Raw genomic sequence first — 20,712 nt, forward strand, 5'->3', positions numbered from 1 at the left:
ATACCCATCCATCGAGGAGTTTCACATGAGCAACGTTCCGTACAAGCGCCTGAACAAAGACGATGCCGTAGTCCTGTTGGTCGACCACCAGACCGGCCTGATCTCGCTGGTCCAGGATTTCTCGCCGAACGAATTCAAGAACAACGTGCTGGCCCTCGCGGACCTGGCCAAGTTCTTCAAATTGCCGACCATCCTCACCACCAGTTTCGAAAATGGCCCGAACGGCCCGATGGTGCCTGAGCTCAAGGAACTGTTCCCGGACGCGCCGTACATCCCGCGTCCAGGCCAGATCAATGCCTGGGACAACGAAGATTTCGTCAAAGCCGTTAAAGCCACTGGCCGCAAGCAACTGATCATCGCGGGTGTGGTGACCGACGTATGCGTGACTTTCCCGACGTTGTCGGCACTGGCGGAAGGCTTTGAAGTGTTTGTAGTGACCGACGCCTCGGGCACCTTCAACGAAACCGTGCAGCAAGCGGCCTGGGCTCGCATGTCGGCGGCCGGAGCACAATTGGTCAACTGGTTCTCGGTGGCGTGCGAGCTGCAGGGTGACTGGCGTAACGACATGGAAGGCCTGGCGAACCTGCTGTCGCCGCGTATTCCGAACTATCGCAACTTGATGAACAGCTACGTGGCGCTGACTTCGAAGTAAGCCCGGCGATCCATAAAAATGCCCGCGACTGTGCGGGCATTTTTATGTCTGGGACAACCTCATTGGGGTGGTGAGGTTTTTTGTGGCGAGGGAGCTTGCTCCTGCTGGGCTGCGAAGCAGCCCCTTTTGGTGAGCGCTGCGCGCTCAAGCGGGAGCAAGCTCCCTCGCCACAAAAGCACGCCACCACAACATTCAGGCAGCCACAAAAACTAGGCCTGTTGGCGTTTTTGCAGCCAGTTGAGGAAGCCGTTTTTCTTGATCGGAACCGGTTTGGCCATCAGCGCCAACCGGCTGTTCTGCTGCCGCACCGCTTGCAGCTTGTTCAGCGCCCGACCCACTTCAACCCGTTGTTCCATGCAACCACGGGTCAGGGATTTGTCGATCCGGTAAATGATGCACGAGGTCAGGGTGGTGAAGGTGGCCTGGGACGGTGTATCGGTGAGCACGCTTTGTTCACCCATCACCTCACTCGGCCCCATGCGCCCGGCTTCGGTTTGCCCGGTGCCATCGGGCACGGTGGCGCTGACCACGCCTGTGGCGATCACCATCAGGCTGTCCGGCACTTCGCCCAACTCCAGCACCACCTGACCCGCCGCGTATTGCTGCGGGACCATGGACTGAGCCAATTGATCACGCTCGTCCTCGCTCAGGGAGCGGAAGACTTTCACTTCATCCAGCAACGCCCGTGCGCGGGTTGTCGGTTCAATAACACCATCGATCTGCCGGGAAATTCCCGCCGCTTCGAGGTGCCGGTGCGCCAGGTCGAACAGCTGATTGCGCACCTCGCTCTTCTTGCCGAGCTCGGCGATAAAGCCGCTGGCCACGTACTCGGACATGGTTTCGCCAGCCTCTTTGAGCACGGCTTTCGGCGCCGGGTTGAGCAGCAAACTGCTGCTGCCTTGAAGCGTGCGCTCCAGCGCATCCAGCACCCGACGCGGGCGGATGTGGTTGGGCACTTGAATGCTGATGGACACGCCGTGCATGTTGGTCGGCCGGCTGAGGTTGACGATTTTCGCCTTGGCCGCCACCGAATTCGGCACCACAGCGGTGCTGCCGGCGCTGGTCAGCAGGTGCGTGGCGCGCCAGTCGATGTCGAGGACTTTGCCTTCGACGCCATCGATCATGATCCAGTCATCCACCTGATACGGCTTGGTGGTGTTGAGCACGATCCCGGAAAACACGTCGCTCAAGGTGCTTTGCAACGCCAGACCGACGACGATGGCCACGACACCGGACGTCGCCAGCAAGCCTTTCACCGGCAGCTCCAGCACGTAACCGGCCGCCGCGACGACTGCAATCAGGAACACCAGCGCGCCGATGACGTCCTGCAACAAGCGACCGCTGTGACCGATGCGGCGCATCAGCACCAGGCCGATGACTTCGGTGAGCACCCGCGCGGAGTACAGCCACCAGAGAATCCCCAACGCCGTGGCGCCCAATTGCGCGACACGATCCTCGGCGAACAACGGTGCCTGCAACGGGCTCACACCGGCATTGATCACCAGCGCGCTGAACAGCACAAACAACGCCAGCCGCACGCCAACCCGCGTGACGCGATGCTTGAACGGCGCGAGGTGCCAGAGCACGGTGTCGATCACCAGCAGCAGGGCACTCCAGGACAGCAGGTGAGCGAGGACAAAAGACATGGGGGAACTCCGGCAGACTGGTTGTTGTTGGCGGTAGTTTTTTGTAGGAGCCAGGCTTGCCGGCGAAGGCGCCCTCAAGTACGCCTTCGCCGGCAAGCCTGGCTCCTACAAAAGCAGCTTCGCCACACATTGCTGTGTGGCGAGGCGAGGTGACTCAGTTCAAGTGAGTCTTGAGTTCCAGTGCTGCCTGACGAACCGCCGCTTTCACCTCCGGAATCTGGCTCAGCGGGTTGAGCAGGCCGAAGTCGTGGATCATGCCGTTGTATCGCACCGCCGTGACCGGCACACCGGCTGCGTCGAGGTGGCGGGCATAGGCTTCGCCTTCGTCACGCAACACGTCGAACTCGGCGGTTTGCACCAGGGCGGCGGGCAGGCCTTTGAGCTGTTCGGCGCTGGCTTGCAACGGCGAGGCATGGATCTGCGCACGCTCGGCCTGGTCGGTCGTGTAGTTGTCCCAGAACCAGTTCATCATGCCCTTGGTCAGGAAGTGGCCTTCGGCAAATTGCTGGTACGAGCCGCTGTCGAACTGTGCGTTGGTCACCGGCCACATCAACAACTGGAAGCGCAGCGCCGGGGCTTTCTGTTCCTTGGCCATCAACGCCACGACCGCCGCCATGTTGCCGCCGACGCTGTTGCCGGCTACCGCCAAGCGCTTGCCATCGACGCCGATGTCCTTGCCATGCTCGGCCACCCAACGGGTCGCGGCGTAGGCCTGGTTGATCGCAGTCGGGTAATGCGCTTCCGGCGACGGCGTGTAATCGACATACACCGCGACAGCGCCGGAGCCGACCACCAGATCGTGGATCAGACGCTGGTGAGTCGGGTAATCGCCCAACACCCAGCCGCCACCGTGGAAGAACATGAACACCGGCAATTCACCTTTGACCTTGGCCGGCCGGACGATTTTCAGGTTGATGGTTTGCCCGTCGACCTTGATCGCACGATCGCTGACGTCCACACCCGACAGATCAACCTTCACCGAGTTTTGCGCACCGGTCAGCACCGCACGGGCATCTTTGGGGCTCAACTGCTCAAGCGGCTTGCCACCGCCGGCGGCGAGGGCTTCGAGGAAGGCCTGGGTATTGTGTTCGACACCCGGGCTGCCGGCGGCGAATGCATTGCCGATGGAAAGGGCGAGAAGGGAAGCGGTCAGGGTTTGTTTGACGATGTTCATGGGGCAAATCCTTTTTAATTAATGAGCGTTTGATTACCTGAGGTCAGGTCGCTGCTGGCGCTGTAGGTCAGGCCTCAGCAACACCGTGGACACAGATTAATAGGTCGCCCAAAAGGGAAAAAGCAGCTATAAAGTGTTTGACTGTCAACCAAGGCGTGACAATGAACCCGTTCGAAGATATGCGTATTTTTTGCCAGGTCATGGACTCCGGCAGCTTCACCTCGGCAGCCGATCAATTGGGCCTGTCCAAGCAGTTTGTCAGCCGGCGCTTGATGCAGCTCGAAGAGCGTCTGGGCGTGCGCCTGCTCAATCGCTCCACGCGGCGGCTGGACGTCACGCCGCTGGGCCAGAGTTATTACGAGTCCGCGTTACGTTTGCTCGGTGAAGTCGAGCAAGTGGAGCAGGGCATCGCCGGCCAGACCACCGAGCCGCGCGGCACCATCCGCGTGAGTGCGCCGTTGTCGTTTGCGCTGGCGCATCTGGGTTGCTTGCTGCCGTTGTTTTTGCAGCGCTATCGCGATGTCACGGTGGAAGTGGACTTGAGCGATCGGCCGGTGGACTTGCTCAGCGAGGGTTACGACCTGGCGTTGCGCATCGGCATCCTGGAGGACTCGACCCTGATCGCCCGCCGCATCGCCTCCATCCAGCGCGTGTACTGCGCCAGCCCGGCCTATCTGGCTGAGCGCGGCACGCCGCTCAAACCCGAAGATTTGCACAACCATGACTGCCTGCCTTACGGCCACGGGCGTCAGGTGCAATGGCGTTTTGAAGGGCAGGGCAAGCCGCTGAGCGTCAACGTGACGGGCCGGATGCGGGTCAACAACGGGGAGTTGCTCAAGGATGCGGCGGTGGCCGGGATGGGGATTACGTATTTGCCGACGTTCATTGTCGGTTCGGCGCTGAAAGAGGGTCGGCTGGTGCCGGTGCTGGATGAGTTTCGTCCGCCGCCGCTGACGTTGTCGGCGGTGTATCCGCAGCACCGCCAGAGTTCGCGGCCGGTGCAGGCGTTGATCGAGTTTTTGCGCGAGCGGCTGGATCGGGTTGAGTGTGGGTTGTAGGACGCCGGATTACACATCTCCTTGTAGGAGCGAGGCTTGCCCGCGAAGGCGTCGTGACATTCAAAACAAGCGCTGACTGATACGACGCCTTCGCGGGCAAGCCTCGCTCCTACAAGGGATTGTGGGGGTTTGAAGATCAGCCCCTGTCAGGACCTTTTGTCATCGCCTGGCTCGCCACCGACATGCACACCGCGGTCGTCGCCGATTTCGCCCGCGCGATGCACACCGCGGTCGTCGCCGATTTCGCCCGCGCGATGCACACCGCGGTCGTCGCCGATTTCGCCCGCGCGATGCACACCGCGGTCGTCGCCGATTTCGCCCGCGCGATGCACACCGCGGTCGTCGCCGATTTCGCCCGCGCGGTGCACACCGTGGTCGTCGCCGATTTCGCCCGAGCGGTGTACACCGTGATCGTCGCCGGGCTCAGAGTGAGTGCCGCTGCGCCCGGATGAGGCTGAGCTGCCTGAGTGTCCCGAACCATGGTCGCCGCTGCTGTGACCGCTGCCGCTGTTGCCGCCGCTGCCGCCGCTGCCGTTTCCACTGTGGCCGCCGCCATTGCCACCGCCGCCGCTGCCACCGTGACCACCGCCATTGCCGCCGCCCCCGGAACCACCGCCGCCGTGACCGCCGCCACCGCCACCAGAACCGCCGCCGTGACCTCCGCCACCGCCACCAGAACCGCCGCCGTGACCTCCGCCACCGCCACCAGAACCGCCGCCGTGACCTCCGCCACCACCGCCAGACCCACCGCCGCCGTGACCACCACCGCCGCCACCACTACCACCGTCCTTGGCCTGGGCACTCGATACCCCGGACAAGCTGTCCGGGATCAATACGGTAGACGCCGACAGAACTGCGCCAATAGCTACTGCCAGTAAAAGCTTGTTGATGTGCATGTCGTTCTCCGTCTTCTTATTCAGGTTGGAACGTTGATGAACAATGCAACTTGCTGCTCGATTCAATGGGAGAACACCGCAACGCGCTGATTAATTCAGTGGCAACGCGTATGAACGATGAACGGTACACATCGACCCTGTTCCAGCGGGTCAGTGAATACTCGAGGCCAGTTCGAAGATCGGGATGTACATCAGGATCACGATGACCCCGATCAGCAGGCCGATGAAGGTCATGAGCAAGGGTTCGAACAGCCGCACGAACCATTCGATCCAGCGGCTGATTTCTTCGTCGTAGAAGTCAGCGCTGCGCTCCATCATCTGGCCGAGGTTGCCGGATTGTTCGCCCGCTCGAAGCAAGCGCAGGGAGACTGGGGTCACCAGGTGATTGAGCTCCAGCGCGGCCGACAGCGATTGCCCCTCGCGTACCCGTTCGCAGGCCTGGTCCAGGCGCACGCGGGAGGCGGGGGTGAGCAGGCCGCGAACCATGCCCATGGCGGTGACGAGGGGAATGCCGCCCTGCAACAGGATGCCCAGGGAGCGATAGAAGCGCGCGAGTTCGTACATGAAAATGCGTTGATGGACCGCCGGGAGTTTTTCGATCACACGGTCGACGCCCCGACGAAAAGCCGGTTGTCGCTGAAGAAAGCCGAGGGCGACGATGATTGCCGCCAATGCGCCGAAGAACTCACCCTGGTGGGCGTGCAGGAACATCCCGCAGCTCATCAGCACTTGCGACAGCCACGGCAGATTCGACCCCAGCCCTTCGAACACCAGGCTGAAGCGCGGCACCACGTAACCCATCAAGAACAACACCACGCCACCGCCCACCACCAGCAACAGCAGGGGGTAGATCGAAGCGCTGACGATTTTTTGCCGAACCTCGTCCATGCGCTGGCGATAGCTGACATAGCGGCCCAGGGCATCACCCACGGCGCCGGTCTTCTCACTGGACTGCACCAGCGCCACGTAGAGCGGAGGGAACACCGCCGACAGCTGGGCCAATGCCTGGGAGAACGATTTGCCTTCATACAGCAGGCGCACTAGTTCGCTCAACGTTTTACGGGCCTGTGGCGCGTTCTCTTTTTCTGCGAGGCTTTCCAGCGCATCGATTAACGGCAGGCCGGCGTTGAGCAAGGTGGTCAGTTCCTGGCTGAACAACACCAGATTGAATGTCTCGCGCTGTCGAAGGCGCAACGCGCGCCAGTGCCGCTCGACGTGCAGGCTGACCACCCGCAAGCCCTGGTCTTCGACGATGCGCCGGGCCTCGCTGTGGCCGGGAGCCTCGACGGTCATCGAGACCACGCCAGCCTTGCCCACTGCCTTGAGATGAAAGCGCATGGTCGGCCCCCCCGTCATTGCCAGCTGGTGACTTCGGCGTTTTCGCCTTCGCCGCCGGGTTGGCCGTCCTTGCCCATGGACAGCAGATCGTATTCGCCGTTTTCGCCGGGGTAGCGGTAGTTGTAGTTACGGCCCCACGGATCCTGCGGCAGTTTTTTCTGCAAGTAAGGACCGGTCCATTTGGTTTCATCGCTTGGCGCAGTGACCAGCGCCTGCAAACCTTGTTCGGTCGATGGGTAATGACCGACCTCCAGACGGTACAGGTCGAGCGCTTTGCCCAAGCCTTCGATTTGCGCCTTGGCCACCTTCACTTCGGAGCGGCCCAGTTGGGCGAAATACTTCGGCGCGACGATGCCGGCCAACAGCCCCAGCACCACCAGCACCACCAACAGTTCGAGCAGGGTGAACCCGCCTTGAGGACGCGGGGCGGAACGCAAACGCTGATTCATGATGACCTCACACAGTGGCAGAAGGGTCGCCATGGAGGCGTATGCAATTGCCATGCTCACCCCCGGTCATTCTTCCACAACCCCTGTATTCCGGGCCTTTGCGCTTTCGGCACAGTGCTTGCGTATGGCTTGTTTACTACCGGCCATTGGGGCATTACCCCCATTTTTCGGGGCCGGGCAGGGGAGACAAAAAAATGAAAACACTCACCACAGGACTGCTCGGCTGTTTGCTGCTGACGAGCGTCGTACAGGCCGATGTGTTCGTTTCCGTGGACGCCAAGGGCAGTTACGTACTGTCCAATGTTCACCGTCCCGGCCGCACCTATGAACGGGTGATTCACGAGCCCCAATCCTCGCTGGTCGGTCTTGATCAGCAGCCCCAGATGATTGCCAGGCAACCCTATGCAGAGCTGGTGTCGGCGGCCGCCACGGCCAATGAATTGCCGGCCGCGTTGTTGCACGCGGTCATCCGCGAAGAGTCCCGCTACAACTCGGATGCGACGTCCCCCAAAGGCGCCGGCGGGCTGATGCAATTGATGCCCGATACCGCCCGGGAGATGGGGGTGAAAAACGTCTATGACCCCAAGGCCAACATCCAGGGCGGCGCCAAATACCTCAAGCGCCTGCTGACCCTGTTCGACAACGACATCACCCTCGCCGTGGCGGCCTACAACGCCGGGCCGCAAGCGGTGCTGAGCCGTGGCGGAGTGGTCCCGCCGTTTGCTGAAACCCAACGTTATGTGCCCAGCGTCTTGCGTCAGTACCGGCGCTTGCAGGGCCTGGCCATGGACGCACCGCTGTGATTGGCGAGTGTGGGGAACGTCCCCCAATAGTGGGGCAACAAGGACTGGGCCGAAAAGTGGGGAATAAGTGGGGAATATCCCCCGGGTTCTCAGATCGTCGCTTCAAGTGGCTGAAAACTAACTGAATTATTTATGGCATGCGGATTGCTCAAGCGGATTTGTCGAGAATTATTCCCTGTGAGCACCCACAGCGAGGCCCGTGATCATGACCGGCATACCCAACACTTCGTCCTTGTTTAAATTCGCGCTGTTGGTGGTGTCGATGTTCGGCATCGAGCTGGCTGAGGCGGCCCTGCGCTGCGAGCGCAATTTGGTGGCGAACGTCGTGGCGCTGGATCAGCCGCTGATGTTCAACCGCCTCGGGGCGCAGAACGCCAACGGCATGATGTTCGCCCTGCGCCGTGACGTGGTCGACGACCACAATGTGTCCCTGGCTCAGGGCGGCGCGGCAGTGCCGGGCAAAGTCTCGCTGCGGCCCGACAAGCGTCCGCGTCCCCTGGTGTTGCGGGTGGCCGCCGGTGACTGCCTGACCGTCAACCTGCAGAACCTGCTGGCGTATCAGGCCAATCCCGGCAGCCACGAAAACGGCGAGGAAGGGGTTGAGGGGGAGGTCGAAATAGGTGACGTCGAGCAGTTCAAAGTCGATGAGCAGGTCACCGACCGCCACGTCGGCTTCCAGGTCAACGGCATGCAAGCGGTCAACAGCATCGATGACATCGCCTCGTACACCGGGCGCAACGGCAATTCGCTGGTCGCCCCCGGCGGCACCCGTTCCTACACCTTGTTCGCCGAGCGCGAAGGTGCATTCGCCGCCAGCAGCCGTGGCGCGACTTTCGGTGGTGAAGGCGATGCGGGCAACGTTGCCAACGGCCTGTTCGGCCAGGTCGTGGTGGTGCCCAAGGGAGGCCGCAGCTACCGCAACACCGTGACCGAAGAAGAGATGCGCCTGGCCAGCAGCGGCCGCACCCCGGCCGGTCAACCGATCGTCGACTACCAGGCGCGCTACCCGCAACGCGAACCGTGGATCCGTGAAGGCAAGGCCGGCACACCGATCATCAACATGGTCGACGGCAATGAAATCATCTCCAGCGAAAGCGACGCGATTGTGATGGGCAGCAACGCCGACGGCAGCTTCCCGCCGTCGACCTATCCGCTGGAAGCCGTCGGCAAACGCAACCCGGCGATTCCGAACCGGCTGGAACCGTTCCGCGATTTCGCCTCGCAGTTCCAGGATGAAACCGCCGCGACCCAGGCGTTCCCCGCATATTGGGCCGACCCGGTCATGGCCCATGTGCTGGAGCCGACCCGCGACTCGTTCATGATCAACTATGGCTCCGGCGGCATGGGCGCCGAGGTGGTGGCCAACCGGCTGGGTGTCGGGCCGATGCACGATTGCCTGTCCTGCGCCTATGAAGAATTCTTCCTCAGTTCGCACACTGTCGGCGACGTGGCGATGCTGGTGGACGTGCCGGCCAACGCTGGCCTGGAAGGCATTCTTCCAGGGCAGGTACCGAGCGCCGATCAGATTGGGGTCAAGGCGACCATGGCGCTGTATCCATCCGAGCCGTCCAACGTCAACCACAGCTACATTGGCGACTTCGTCAAATTCCGCAACACCCACAACGGCCACGAGCAGCACATCTTCCACCTGCACGGTCATCAATGGCTGTTCAACCCCAACGATGACAACTCCGACTATGTGGATGCCCAGGGCATCGGCCCGGGTGCCGGCTACACCTATGAAATCGCCAATGGTGGTTCGGGCAACCGTAACCGCGTAGCGGGCGATGCGATTTACCACTGCCACTTCTATCCGCACTTCGCACAAGGTATGTGGAGCATGTGGCGGGTGCATGACGTGTTTGAAGAAGGCACCCGACTCGAAGTGTCCCAGCAAGGTGCCGACGGGTTCCACAGCGAACCTTACGCGCTACGCAGCGGTAAACCGGCGGCAGGTGCGCGGGCCTTGCCCGATGGCGAAATCATTGCCGGTACGCCGATTCCAGCGGTCGTGCCGCTGCCGGGCAAAGCCATGGCGCCGATGCCAGGCAAGGTCGCGGTGGTGCCGAAAATCGGCGAGACCCTGGTCGCCGGTGGTGGTGACGACGATGACGAAGAAGATGACGACGGCGGCGGTAGCGGCAGCAGCGGCGGCGCTCAGGCCATCGGTTCCCTGGCCCTGGTGGATCGCAGCGAAGCCAACCGCAATGCCGACGGCAGCCTGAAAAACCCTGGCTATCCGTTCTGGATCGGCGGCATGGAAACTTCGGTCGGCCAACGTCCGCCGACGCCACCGCTGGACATGCTCGACGCGGCCAAGGCCCAGTCCTTGAAAACCAGCGGCAACGCCCTGTGGGCCAACCTCGACCCGGCGCAGTCCGGTGGCTGGGATGGCGGCCTGGGGCGTCATTCCCTGGACGGTTTCTCCGCCGGTGGCGTGGCGCACACCATTACCACGTCGCTGGATTTCTCCAAGGAAGTGACCCGCGCCAAACCGATCTACATGCCGGAAGAGGGCACCGAAGTCGAACAGGCGGCCATGGCCTTCCACGCCAAAAAGGACCACCCAAGCTTTGCCTTGCTGCCCGGCAATCAAATCGTGGCGAAGGCCTTCCGCACCAACGGTGCCTTGCCGATTGCCGGCGCGCCTTATTACGAACCGTGCATGGACGACCGGCAAAAACGCCTGACCAGCAGCGCCGGCACCGGCGAGTTTGCCAGCGGTGAACGCATCGACGGCATGTCCTATACCGGCTCCTCGACCTTTACCGCCGACCGTCCACGGGTCTACAAAGCGGCGAACATCCAGTTCGACGCGGTGTACAACAAGGTCGGCTACCACTTCCCGCAAGCGCGCATTCTGGCCCTGTGGGAAGACGCCTGGCCGGTCATCACCAAGCAGCGTCCGCCAGAGCCGCTGGTCATGCGCATGAACACCTTCGATTGCGTGCAATACCAGCAAACCAACCTGGTGCCGGCCGTCTATGAGATGGATGACTATCAGGTGCGCACGCCGACCGACGTGATCGGTCAGCACATTCACCTGCCCAAATGGGACCTGACGGCGGCCGACGGTTCGGCCAACGGCTGGAACTACGAAGACGGCGTGCTTTCCCCGGGGGCCGTGCAAGAACGCATCCGCGCCATTCGCGAGTTCAACCAGTGCGAAGGCACCGATCCACGTGACGGCACACCGGCCTGTCCAAAAGCCAGGAATCACCCGTACTTCGGCCAATTTGGCCGGGCGGACTGGGTGGGCGCGCGCACGGCGATGCAGCGCTGGTTCGCCGATCCGGTGGTAAACGCCAAAGGTGTCGACCGTGGACTGGGGACCATTTTTACCCATGACCACCTGGGCCCATCGACTCACCAACAGATTGGCCTGTACGCCACCGTACTGGCTGAACCGGCCGGTTCCACCTGGTTCCATGCCGAAACCGGCGAGCCTTTGTACAGCGGCGCGCGCCAGGACGGCGGGCCGACGTCGTGGCAAGCGGTGGTGTCCACCGGGGACATCGACGGCGACGGCAAGAACGACAGCTTCCGTGAGTTCTTCCTCGAGTACAGCGACTTCCAGCACGCCTATGAAGCCGGAGTGTATGTGGGCGCCGGTCCTAACGGCGTGCCTGATCCACAAACCTTCCCGGCCACCGCGGACAGCTTCCGCTACGCGATCAACCCGCCAGTGCGCAACAACGCCAGCACCTTGCTCGACGGCATCATCGAAGTGCAGGGCGGTATGGTGCCGGGTTGCCCGACTCGGCCATGCCCACAGGCGATCTCGGTCGATGACCCCGGCATGTTCGTGGTCAACTACCGCAACGAACCGCTGGCCCTGCGGGTCTACGACCCGAACAAGGTCGGCCCGGACGGCAAGCGCGGCATGCAGGCCGACGGCCTCGGCGGCGACCTGGCGTACGCCATGCAAAGCCGTACCGACCGCGCCATCCCGGCGATGAACCTGGCACCGAACCTGGTCACCGCCGCCACCGGTCCAACCGGCGGCACCACACTGTTCCCGCCACACGTGAACCGTGGCGGCGCGGAACCGGGTGACCCGTTCACGCCAATGTTGCGCACTTACACCGGTGACAACGTGCGGCTGCGGGTGCATGCCGGCGGTCACGAAGAAGAGCACAACGTGACCCTGCACGGCGTGAAATGGCTGCAAAGCGGTTCCGGCTTCGGCAACAGCTCCAACTCCGGCTGGCGCTCGTCGCAGATGGTCGGTATCTCCGAACAGTTGGGCTTCAACGCGCCGGTCTCGATGCTCTCCAGTTCGGCGGCGGCCACGGGGGATTACCTGTACTCGATGGACGCTTCGATTGAAGGTTACTGGAACGGTATCTGGGGCGTGATGCGCAACTACACGACCCAGCGCAGCGATCTGTTCGCACTGCCAAACAACCCGAAACCGACCGGTATGCGCAACACCGTGGCGTTCGATGGCATCTGCCCACGGTACGGCGCCAACCCGAACGGCATCGGCACCCGGCCGACCGTGCAACGCAACTATGAAGTGGTTGCGGCGCTGGCCAACGACATCCTGCGCAATCCGTTGAACCTGACCATCGGCGATCCGGCCGGTATCGGGCAACACGTGGGTGGGCCGTTGAACCCGGCGGGTGGCACCCTGGTGTTCAACTCGCGGCCGGTGAACATCCCTCAGGTCACCGTGGTCGATCCTGAAGATGGCGAAACCATCACCATCGGCGGTCAAAGCGGCCCGTTGCATGATCCGACTGCGATCCTGTACGTGCGCAAATCCGACCTCGATCCGCTCACTGGAAAAATGAAACCAGGTGTGCCGGTGGAGCCGCTGGTATTGCGCGCGGCGGCGGGTGACTGCATCAACGTCACCCTGGAAAACCGCTTGCCTGTGGTCATGCCCGACCTGACCCAGACTGCCGTGATGCAAGGGCTGGTCAAGCGAGATCGCAACAATGGCCAGGGCTCGACCATCTTCACCAACAACCTGCTGCGGCCTTCGAGCCATGTTGGCCTGCATGCACAACTGCTGGCGTATGACATCACCAAATCCGATGGCACCAATGTCGGCGCCAACCCGATCCAGACCGTGCCACCGCGCATCGGCAACAGCGGCGCATACCCGACCCGTACTTATCAGTACTACGCCGGGCACCTGGAGCGTGAAGGCAAGCCGATCTCGCAACTGGGCCGCAGTGTCGACAACATCAACGCCACGGCGGTGGAGTTCGGCGGACTGAATATCACGCCGGCGGACCTCATCAAACAACCGCAGAAAGGCTTGGGTGGGGCGATGACCATCCTGCCGATCGGCGCAACCTGGGTTGAGGATGCGCGTAAAACCAACGCAACGGTCACGGCACCAGGGCAGACCACTTACCGCGACTTCGCGATGGTCTGGCAGAAAGCGTTGAACATCCGCTGGGCCAACGGTCGGCCGGTGGAAGGTATTGCCGCCGAAGGCTTTGGTGTGCCGACCGATCCACAGGACAACTCGAGCATGGCCATCAACTACAAGGCCGAGCCGATCTGGTTCCGCTTCGGGTTGGCGCCGGATGCGCCGTTCGGGCACGCCAATGGCGCCGGTTACGGTGACGTGCCTAACGCGCATATGGCGTACAGCAATGCGCTTATCGGGGGCGATCCTCAGACACCGGTGCTGTATGTGAAACCGGGGCAACCGTTCCGCACCCATATCCTGATGCCGACCGGTGGCAGTCGCGGCACGACCTTCCAACTGGACGGTCACGTCTGGTCGGTCAACCCGTTCCAGTCGGAGAAGAGCGATACCGGTGGCTATCCGATGATGACACCAGGGGTGGGGTCGGTGCGGTTCGGCTACAACCCGATGTCGATGTACATCGGCGCTCGTGAAAGCATCCTGCCGGCGGCGCACTTCAGCTTCATGCACCCGAGCGCCGGGGGCAGCAACGCAATACCGGGCGACTACCTGTTCCGCGATTACGGCGCCTACGGCAACACCGCCGGGCTTTGGGGATTGCTGCGGGTGACCAACGAGCCAGAACCTGCACCGGCACCGTAAAGCCAGGGATTGGGGGGCTGACACCGCTCGTACCTACAAGGGACAAGGCAGGCACAGATCTGTAAGGGGAGAGGGTAATGAACAGGACTACAAAAATCGCCGGTTGTGGGCTGGTCGTCGCAGTGGCACTCATCAGCTTCGGCGTCTGGCGCACCGCGCCGCCCAACCTGCTGAGCGAAGTCGCACTGCCGAACACCTGGAGCGGTCAGAACCTCTCCCGAGACGGGATTTCGGTGGCGCTTGAGGTCAAGTCATTGGCCAAGGACGGTGTGTTGCGTGAAGGCGAGTTTGCCGACTTGCAGTTCCGCGTCAGCGACAGTGCCTCGGGCCAGCCGTTGTCAGGCGTCAACCCCGGCGCCTGGCTGGACCCGGAAACCATCGCCGCCGACAAGGCTCAGGGCCGCGAGCAAAGCTGCAAATCCCGGGTCGGGGTCTTCCTCAAATCGAGCATTGGCGCGCGGCCGCTGCTCGATCTGAACAGCTACTTCCTGCTGGTGATGAACCGCGACGCCAGTGTCTCGGTGGTCGACCCGTCGGTGTCGGTGGGCGGCATCACCAGCACCATGACGCGGATTGAGATCAAGCAACCGCCGATGGACTGGACCACGCCCAAGGACAACAAACGGGTGTTCGTCTCCATGCCGACCGCCGATGCAGTGGCGGTGATCGACAGCGAGCAGTTCAAGCTGGTCGACTCGGTCGCCGCTGGCAGCAACCCGGTGCGCGTAGCCTTGCAGCCGGACGAGCGCCTGCTGTGGGTCGGCAACAATGCCAAGACTGCCGAGCAGTCGGGGGTCACGGTGATCGACACCCGCAGCCTCAAGCCACTCAAACACTTGGCCACCGGGGCCGGGCACCATGAAATCGCCTTCAGCAAAGACAGCCGTTTTGCCTTCGTCAGCAACCGCGACGACGGCACCCTGAGCATCATCGACATCGCCAGCCTGACCATCAGCAAGCAACTCAAGACCGGCTCGCACCCGCTGTCGGTGGCGTACTCGCCGCTGTCCCAGGCGGTGTATGTCGCCGACGGCAAGGACGGCAGCGTGACCGTGGTCGATACCGCCAGCCTCGCGGTTCGGCGGGTGATCAAAATGAAACAGGGCCTGGGCCCGATGGGGTTCAGTGCGGACGGGCGTTTCGGCATCGTCCTCAACACCCTGGAAAACCGGGTGGCGGTGATCGACGCGGCCACCGATTCGATGATCCACGAGCTGGACGTATCCGCCGAACCCTACCAAGTGGTGTTCACCAAGGCCTACGCCTACATCCGTGGACTGGCCTCGGCCAAGGTCACGATGATCAACCTTTCGTCGTTGGGGGCCGGCCGCACGCCGATCAGTCAGGGTTTCGAAGCCGGGCCCCAGGCGCCACGACTGGCCGGTGATTTGCCCCTGGCTTCGAGCCTGGCGGTGTCGCGGGACGACAACGCGGTGTTCGTGGTCAACCCGGTGGACAACACCACCTATTTCTACGCCGAAGGCATGAACGCGCCGATGTCCGGCTACCCCAATCGCGGGCAGGTGGCGCGGGCCGCCATGGTCATCGACCGCAGCCTGCGCGAGGTCGAGCCAGGGCTTTACAGTTCGCGGATCAAGCTGCCAGCCGCCGGGCGTTTCGACGTGGCGTTCCTGCTCAACCAGCCGAACATCATCCATTGCTTCACGGCGTTGGTTGAGCCAGACCCGAACCTCGCCACGCTCCCCGGCGTGCCAAAAGTCGAGTTCATGCTCGATAAGTCCACGGCCGCCCTCGGCAGCCCTTACACCGTGCGGTTTCGCATTGTTCAGGGCCAGCAGAAGGCACAGCGCAGCGGGGTCAAGGACGTTCAAGTGCGCTACTTCCCGCGCCCCGACTTCCCGGGCCCAACAGGTCGCGGCCCTTGACGTGGGCAATGGCATCTATGAAGCCCCGGTGACCCTCGACCAGAACGGCGCCTGGTACCTGCACGTGCGTGCGGCGTCCCTTGGCGCGAGTTTCGATGACAAGACCTTTGCCAGCGTTCGGGTGATTCCCGGCGATGCCCACTGAAGAGGAAACCGACATGAACCGATTCGCACACCGTGGACTGCTGACGTTCTGCCTGTTGGCCGTCGGCATCGGCCAGGCCCTGGCGCACTCGGCGGATGAACACGCCGGGCATGACATGCCGGCCAAAAGTGCCAGTTCGGAAAGCGCCCAGGTCAAATTCGCCGACGTTGCGCTGGTGGACCAGAACGGCAAACCGGTGCGTCTGGAAAAGGACCTGGTGACCGACAAAATCGTGGTCATGAGTTTCATCTACACCAGCTGCACCACGGTGTGCCCGGTGGTGTCCTCGATCATGGGCAAGGTGCAGAAGCAACTCGGCGCCCGGGTCGGCGAGGAGGTGCAACTGGTGTCCATCAGCATCGACCCGCAGCGCGATGACGCCAAGCGTCTCAACGACTACGCCCGCAGCTTCCAGAAGGGGCCGGGCTGGAGCTGGCTGACTGGCAGCTCGCAGTCGATCAACGAAACCCTCAAGGGCCTCGGCTCCTTCAGCGGTGACTTCAAAAGCCATCAACCGCTGATTCTGGTGGGGGACGGCAACAGCCGCCACTGGACACGCTATTACGGTTTTACCGACCCGACCGTGCTGACCCGCCAGGTCGAGAAACTCAGCGGCCAGCGCAACGCCCACGCCAAACACACGGCCATTGCCATGGAGCACCAACCATGAAAGCCCTCGCCTTGATCTTCCTTACGATGTGTTTTTGCGTCATCAGCTTTATGGCGTTTTCCCACGAAGGACACCAGGAGCCGGCGCCGGCGGTGGCCGCTGCGCAACCGGCCGGCGGCACCCGGGATGCGAAAACCTGGTTCACCGACACGCCGTTGCAGGACCAGAACGGCAACACGCTGCGTTTCTACAGTGACGCGCTACAAAACCGCGTGGTGTTGCTTAACGTGATTTTCACCAGTTGCAACGATGCCTGCCCGCTGATCACCCAAAAGCTCAAGGAAGTCCGCGAAGTGCTGGGCGACAAGGCCGATGGCATCACCTTTATCTCCCTTACCAGTGATCCGCTGCGCGATACGCCGGCGGTACTCAAGGCTTACACCTTGAAGCAGGGCGTCGATGGCCCCCACTGGCTTTTTCTCACCGGCGACAAGGCACAAATGGACCTTGTACTGGGGCGCATCGGCCAGATTGTGCCGACTCCCGAGCAGCACTCGACGCAGCTGATTGTCGGTGACGTGGCCAACAAGCGCTGGAGCAAGATCCGTCCCGATGCACCGGCCGCCGCCATTGCCCAGCGCTTGCAGTTGCTGACAATGCCCGTGGCCAGTCGTTGAGCACGCGCCATGAACATTGCCCTCGTCCTCGGCCTGCTACTGATTGGCGGCATCAATCTCGCCGCCAATGCGTTGCCGCTGAGCCCCAGCGAAAGCGCCGGTAAACGGCTGTATCGCGAGGGCGTGTCGGCAAGCGGTGAGCCGATCATGGCTCGGGTGGGCGCGGCGGGCATGTTGCTGCCCGCCACCAGCCTGCCCTGCGCCAATTGCCATGGCGCCGATGCCCAGGGGCGACCCGAAGGCGGGGTACGGCCGCCGGACATCAGCTGGTCGCGGCTCTCCAGCAGTTACGGGCAACAGCAGATCAACGGTCGCAATTACCCGGCCTACACCGAGGCCGCACTGGCCCGGGCTATCCAGGAAGGGCGCGATTCGGCGAATAATCGGCTCGACCCGGCGATGCCCCGGTTCGTGCTGTCGATGAATGATCAGCGCAACCTCACGGCCTACCTCAAGCGCGTGGCCGATGATCGCGACCCCGGGTTGACCGCCGACAGCCTGCACTTGGGCACCTTGTTGCCGAGGCAGGGGCCGCTGAGCACGGAGGGCGCCACGGTGGCGGCGGTGCTCAAGGGCAGCGTGGCGCGGATTAACGAGGCGGGCGGGATCCATGGCCGGCAATTGCGCCTGACCATCCTCGATCCGGGCCCGGACCGCGCCAGTGCCAAACAGGCGCTGGATCGCTTGATTGAGCAGGAACAGGTGTTCGCCCTGATCGCACCACTGGCACCTGCGCTCGACACCGAACTGGTCACGCGGCTGGAACGCGCCGGCATTCCACTGATCGGGCCGCTCTCGTTGCAGGGCATGGCCCCGGCCAGTCGGCAGATTTTCGAACCGCTGTCAGGGCTGCGCGAGCAACTGATCGCCTTGGCCGACTACGGTGCCGCCAATTTGCGCTTGCTCCAGGGCCCGACGCTGATTGTCTACCCGGACGAGCCGAGCCAACAGGAGGCGGCGCAGCACCTCGGCCAGTACCTGCAAGATCACGCCTGGCAGCAAGTGCGGCTGCAGGCCTACAACTCGGCGCAGGACGAGTTGCCGCTGGGCTCGCGATCGGTGTTTTACCTGGGCAGCGGCGTCGGTTTCAGTCGCTTCGCCGAGCGCCTGCAAACGGCGGGGCAGGTGCCTTACCTGTTCGCCGCGTCGAATCAGGTGGCAGGTGACCTGTTTCAATTGCCCAGCGGGTTTTCCCGGCGAGTGTTTCTGGCCTATCCGTTCGTGCCCAGTGACTGGACGCTGGCCGGGCGCCTGGCCTTGACGCAACTGCGCGAGCACCAGGGGCTCGGCGGTGAGCACGCGGTGCTGCAAGTCGGCGCCTACAGTTCGATGCTGCTGCTCAGCGAAGGCATGAAACAGGCCGGGCGCGACGCCAGCCGCGAAAAACTCATCAGTGCCCTGGAAGGGTTGCACGATTTCGACACCGGGCTGACCCCGCTGCTCAGCTTCGGTCCGGGTCGCCGACTGGGCTTGAGCGGTGCCCACATCGTCACCGTAGATTTGCCCGACCAGCGCTTCTTTCTGGTCGCACCGTACAAACCGATTGCCGTGACACCCTGAAAAGAGGGCTGATGATGAAACTCAAGACGCTGCTGATTCTGCTGACGATGTGGGTCCCCGTGGCCTTCTGCAGCAACGGCCCGGCTGCCGCACGGGTCAATGGCGAGGAAATTTCCGAGTTCCGTCTCGAGCGCTATTTTGCCGAATACCTGGAGGACCAGGGCCGCGCAGTGGGCAGCATTCGCAACCCCAAGGCGTACAAGCAATTGCGCCAGAAAGCACTGGATGCGCTGATCGACAAGGAGTTGCTGTGGCAGGAAGCGCGCAAACGCGGGGTGAAGATCAGCGATGAGGTCGTACAAAGCCAGGTTGAGCAGACGCGGCAAGCGATGGGGGGGGCCGAGGTGTTCGCCCGCCGGCTGGAAGACGCCGGTTTCAACGAAGCCACCTTTATCGAGTACACGCGCCGTGAGCTCGCGGCGCAAAAGGTGTTCGCCGACCTGCTCCAGGTGGCTGAGCCGGACGAAAAACAGGTCCGCGCGTTCTACGAGGAACACCGCGCCGAAATGAGCACTCCCGAGCAAATCCAGGCGCGGCACATCCTGGTCAAAGTGCCTCAGGGCGCCGATGCCGCCACCGTTGAAGCCGCCCGGCTACGCTTAGAGGAGATGCGGGTGAAAATCAGCCAGGGCGAGGACTTTGCCAGCATTGCCCGGGCCGGCTCCGAAGATGCTTCCGCCACCGAAGGCGGGGATCTGGGCTATTTCCCCCGTGGGCGCATGATGCCGGAATTCGAAGCCGCGGCATTTGCGCTGGCGCCGGGGGCCGTCAGCGCGCCAGTGCGCACACCGTTGGGCTGGCATTTGATCTACCTACAGAACCACCAGGAGGCGGCCGATGTCTCAGAAGCTCAGGGACTTGAAATGGTTCGGGCTTACCTTGCCCGACAGCAAAAGTCCCAGGCTCGTCTACAAGTTCTGGGGCAGTTGCGATCAAGCAATCGAATCGAGCGGATTGACGACGATTGAAGGTTCCCCCCCAAATGTGGGGAAAGCTTCAGGGGCAATTCCGAGCGCTTCCCCGCCTTTGGGGGACGGGGTTCCTGAACGAAAAGATTTTTTCATGAAAATCATAGAGATGAAGCGGTCGAAAACCGGCGCTCAGTCTGGCATGAAGTGTGCGTTAGCCTAATTAAGGCGCGTACTCCCAGGCACGAATATCGGACCTGCGGTTTCAAGGAGTCCACCTTGTTAAACAAAGTACTGGTTGTTGAAGACGAACAGCTGCTGGCGGAAAACCTCCAGGGTTACCTGCAGGCGCAAGCGCTGGAAGTCCGGATAGCTCACAACGGTGAAACAGCTATCGGCGAAGCCAAAAGTTTTTCACCCGATGTGATGGTGTTCGATTACCGCTTGCCAGACATGGAAGGCTTTCAGGTGCTCGATGCCGTCCGCCAGAACAGGAACTGCCATTTTGTGCTGATTACCGGGCACCCAACCGCTGAAGTCTGTGAGCGGGCCCGGCAACTGGGAGTCAGCCATATCCTGTTCAAACCGTTTCCATTGGCGGAATTGGCCCGTGCAGTCTGTGACCTTTTGGGGATGGAGCGCGAACCCAAAGCAGGCATGAGCAAGTCCGAAGGATTCGTCGAACGACGCCAGAGCAGGACCGAAAGCTTCCCGCTGCAGTTGTACGACGGCAGTTGGGTGCTGGCAGATCGTCGACGAACTCCATCGACCTCCAAGGCACCAGACGACCAACAATTGCTCACCGGGGAGTAGTGGCGCGACAAGACGTTCCGGCATACGCCGCAATGGCCTGCCGCGTCGACAGGGCTCAAAGCCCCC

The 20,712-nt window shown here is 62.5% G+C and carries 15 protein-coding genes and 1 pseudogene; 12 read left to right on the forward strand and 4 right to left on the reverse strand.

The annotated features are described in order from the left end of the window. Window positions 1-25 precede the first annotated feature (25 nt). The gene (gene ycaC, locus AB4N91_RS08110) at window positions 26-652 is read left to right on the forward strand and encodes an isochorismate family cysteine hydrolase YcaC (protein WP_010455729.1); all 627 of its coding nucleotides are present in this window, start codon (window positions 26-28) and stop codon (window positions 650-652) included. A gap of 209 nt (window positions 653-861) precedes the next feature. Here ycaC and AB4N91_RS08115 read toward each other — a convergent pair whose 3' ends face one another. Then, entirely contained in the window at window positions 862-2,298 is a 1,437-nt protein-coding gene (locus AB4N91_RS08115; RefSeq protein WP_154912648.1) for a mechanosensitive ion channel family protein, read from the reverse strand. A gap of 154 nt (window positions 2,299-2,452) precedes the next feature. Further along, window positions 2,453-3,472: an alpha/beta hydrolase gene (locus AB4N91_RS08120; protein WP_010455725.1), complete on the reverse strand. Its 1,020-nt coding sequence runs from the start codon at window positions 3,470-3,472 to the stop codon at window positions 2,453-2,455. A 161-nt stretch (window positions 3,473-3,633) separates the two neighbouring features. Here AB4N91_RS08120 and AB4N91_RS08125 point away from each other — a divergent pair, with 161 nt between their 5' ends. The 3 genes from AB4N91_RS08125 to AB4N91_RS08135 all read left to right on the forward strand — a co-directional run bounded on the left by AB4N91_RS08125 (window position 3,634) and on the right by AB4N91_RS08135 (window position 5,408). Next, complete coding sequence (locus AB4N91_RS08125; protein WP_102595902.1) at window positions 3,634-4,530, forward strand: LysR family transcriptional regulator; 897 nt, start codon at window positions 3,634-3,636, stop codon at window positions 4,528-4,530. Window positions 4,531-4,712: 182 nt separating this feature from the next. Next, a complete protein-coding gene (locus tag AB4N91_RS08130; protein ID WP_460112278.1) occupies window positions 4,713-4,982 on the forward strand; it encodes a hypothetical protein in 270 nt (89 codons plus the stop codon). Window positions 4,983-4,997: 15 nt separating this feature from the next. Further along, entirely contained in the window at window positions 4,998-5,408 is a 411-nt protein-coding gene (locus AB4N91_RS08135; protein WP_460112279.1) for a hypothetical protein, read from the forward strand. A 168-nt stretch (window positions 5,409-5,576) separates the two neighbouring features. Here the strand turns inward: AB4N91_RS08135 and AB4N91_RS08140 are convergent, their stop codons facing one another. Beyond that, complete coding sequence (locus AB4N91_RS08140; RefSeq protein ID WP_010455722.1) at window positions 5,577-6,764, reverse strand: type II secretion system F family protein; 1,188 nt, start codon at window positions 6,762-6,764, stop codon at window positions 5,577-5,579. Window positions 6,765-6,778: 14 nt separating this feature from the next. Then, window positions 6,779-7,213: a type II secretion system major pseudopilin GspG gene (gspG, locus tag AB4N91_RS08145; protein WP_077750400.1), complete on the reverse strand. Its 435-nt coding sequence runs from the start codon at window positions 7,211-7,213 to the stop codon at window positions 6,779-6,781. A gap of 194 nt (window positions 7,214-7,407) precedes the next feature. Here gspG and AB4N91_RS08150 point away from each other — a divergent pair, with 194 nt between their 5' ends. From AB4N91_RS08150 to AB4N91_RS08185, 8 genes and pseudogenes are all read left to right on the forward strand, one after another. Next, window positions 7,408-8,016, forward strand: a complete 609-nt coding sequence (locus AB4N91_RS08150) for a lytic transglycosylase domain-containing protein (protein ID WP_010455720.1) — start codon at window positions 7,408-7,410, stop codon at window positions 8,014-8,016. Window positions 8,017-8,221: 205 nt separating this feature from the next. Next, window positions 8,222-14,047 (forward strand): manganese-oxidizing multicopper oxidase MnxG, encoded by a 5,826-nt coding sequence (gene mnxG / locus AB4N91_RS08155; RefSeq protein WP_460112280.1) that lies wholly within the window; start codon window positions 8,222-8,224, stop codon window positions 14,045-14,047. 77 nt (window positions 14,048-14,124) lie between these two features. Further along, window positions 14,125-16,078 (forward strand): annotated as a pseudogene (locus AB4N91_RS08160) (cytochrome D1 domain-containing protein). Window positions 16,079-16,091: 13 nt separating this feature from the next. Beyond that, complete coding sequence (locus tag AB4N91_RS08165; RefSeq protein ID WP_042932740.1) at window positions 16,092-16,748, forward strand: SCO family protein; 657 nt, start codon at window positions 16,092-16,094, stop codon at window positions 16,746-16,748. After that, a complete protein-coding gene (locus AB4N91_RS08170) occupies window positions 16,745-17,365 on the forward strand; it encodes an SCO family protein (protein WP_010455702.1) in 621 nt (206 codons plus the stop codon). The genes AB4N91_RS08165 and AB4N91_RS08170 overlap by 4 nt, the downstream gene beginning before the upstream one ends. 9 nt (window positions 17,366-17,374) lie before the next feature. Beyond that, the gene (locus tag AB4N91_RS08175; protein WP_154912652.1) at window positions 17,375-18,925 is read left to right on the forward strand and encodes a cytochrome c/ABC transporter substrate-binding protein; all 1,551 of its coding nucleotides are present in this window, start codon (window positions 17,375-17,377) and stop codon (window positions 18,923-18,925) included. A gap of 14 nt (window positions 18,926-18,939) precedes the next feature. Further along, complete coding sequence (locus tag AB4N91_RS08180; protein WP_077750412.1) at window positions 18,940-19,893, forward strand: peptidylprolyl isomerase; 954 nt, start codon at window positions 18,940-18,942, stop codon at window positions 19,891-19,893. Between the two features lie 219 nt (window positions 19,894-20,112). Further along, entirely contained in the window at window positions 20,113-20,646 is a 534-nt protein-coding gene (locus AB4N91_RS08185) for a response regulator (protein WP_077750405.1), read from the forward strand. Window positions 20,647-20,712: the final 66 nt, after the last annotated feature.

The organism is Pseudomonas sp. H3_D04 (genome assembly GCF_054669175.1).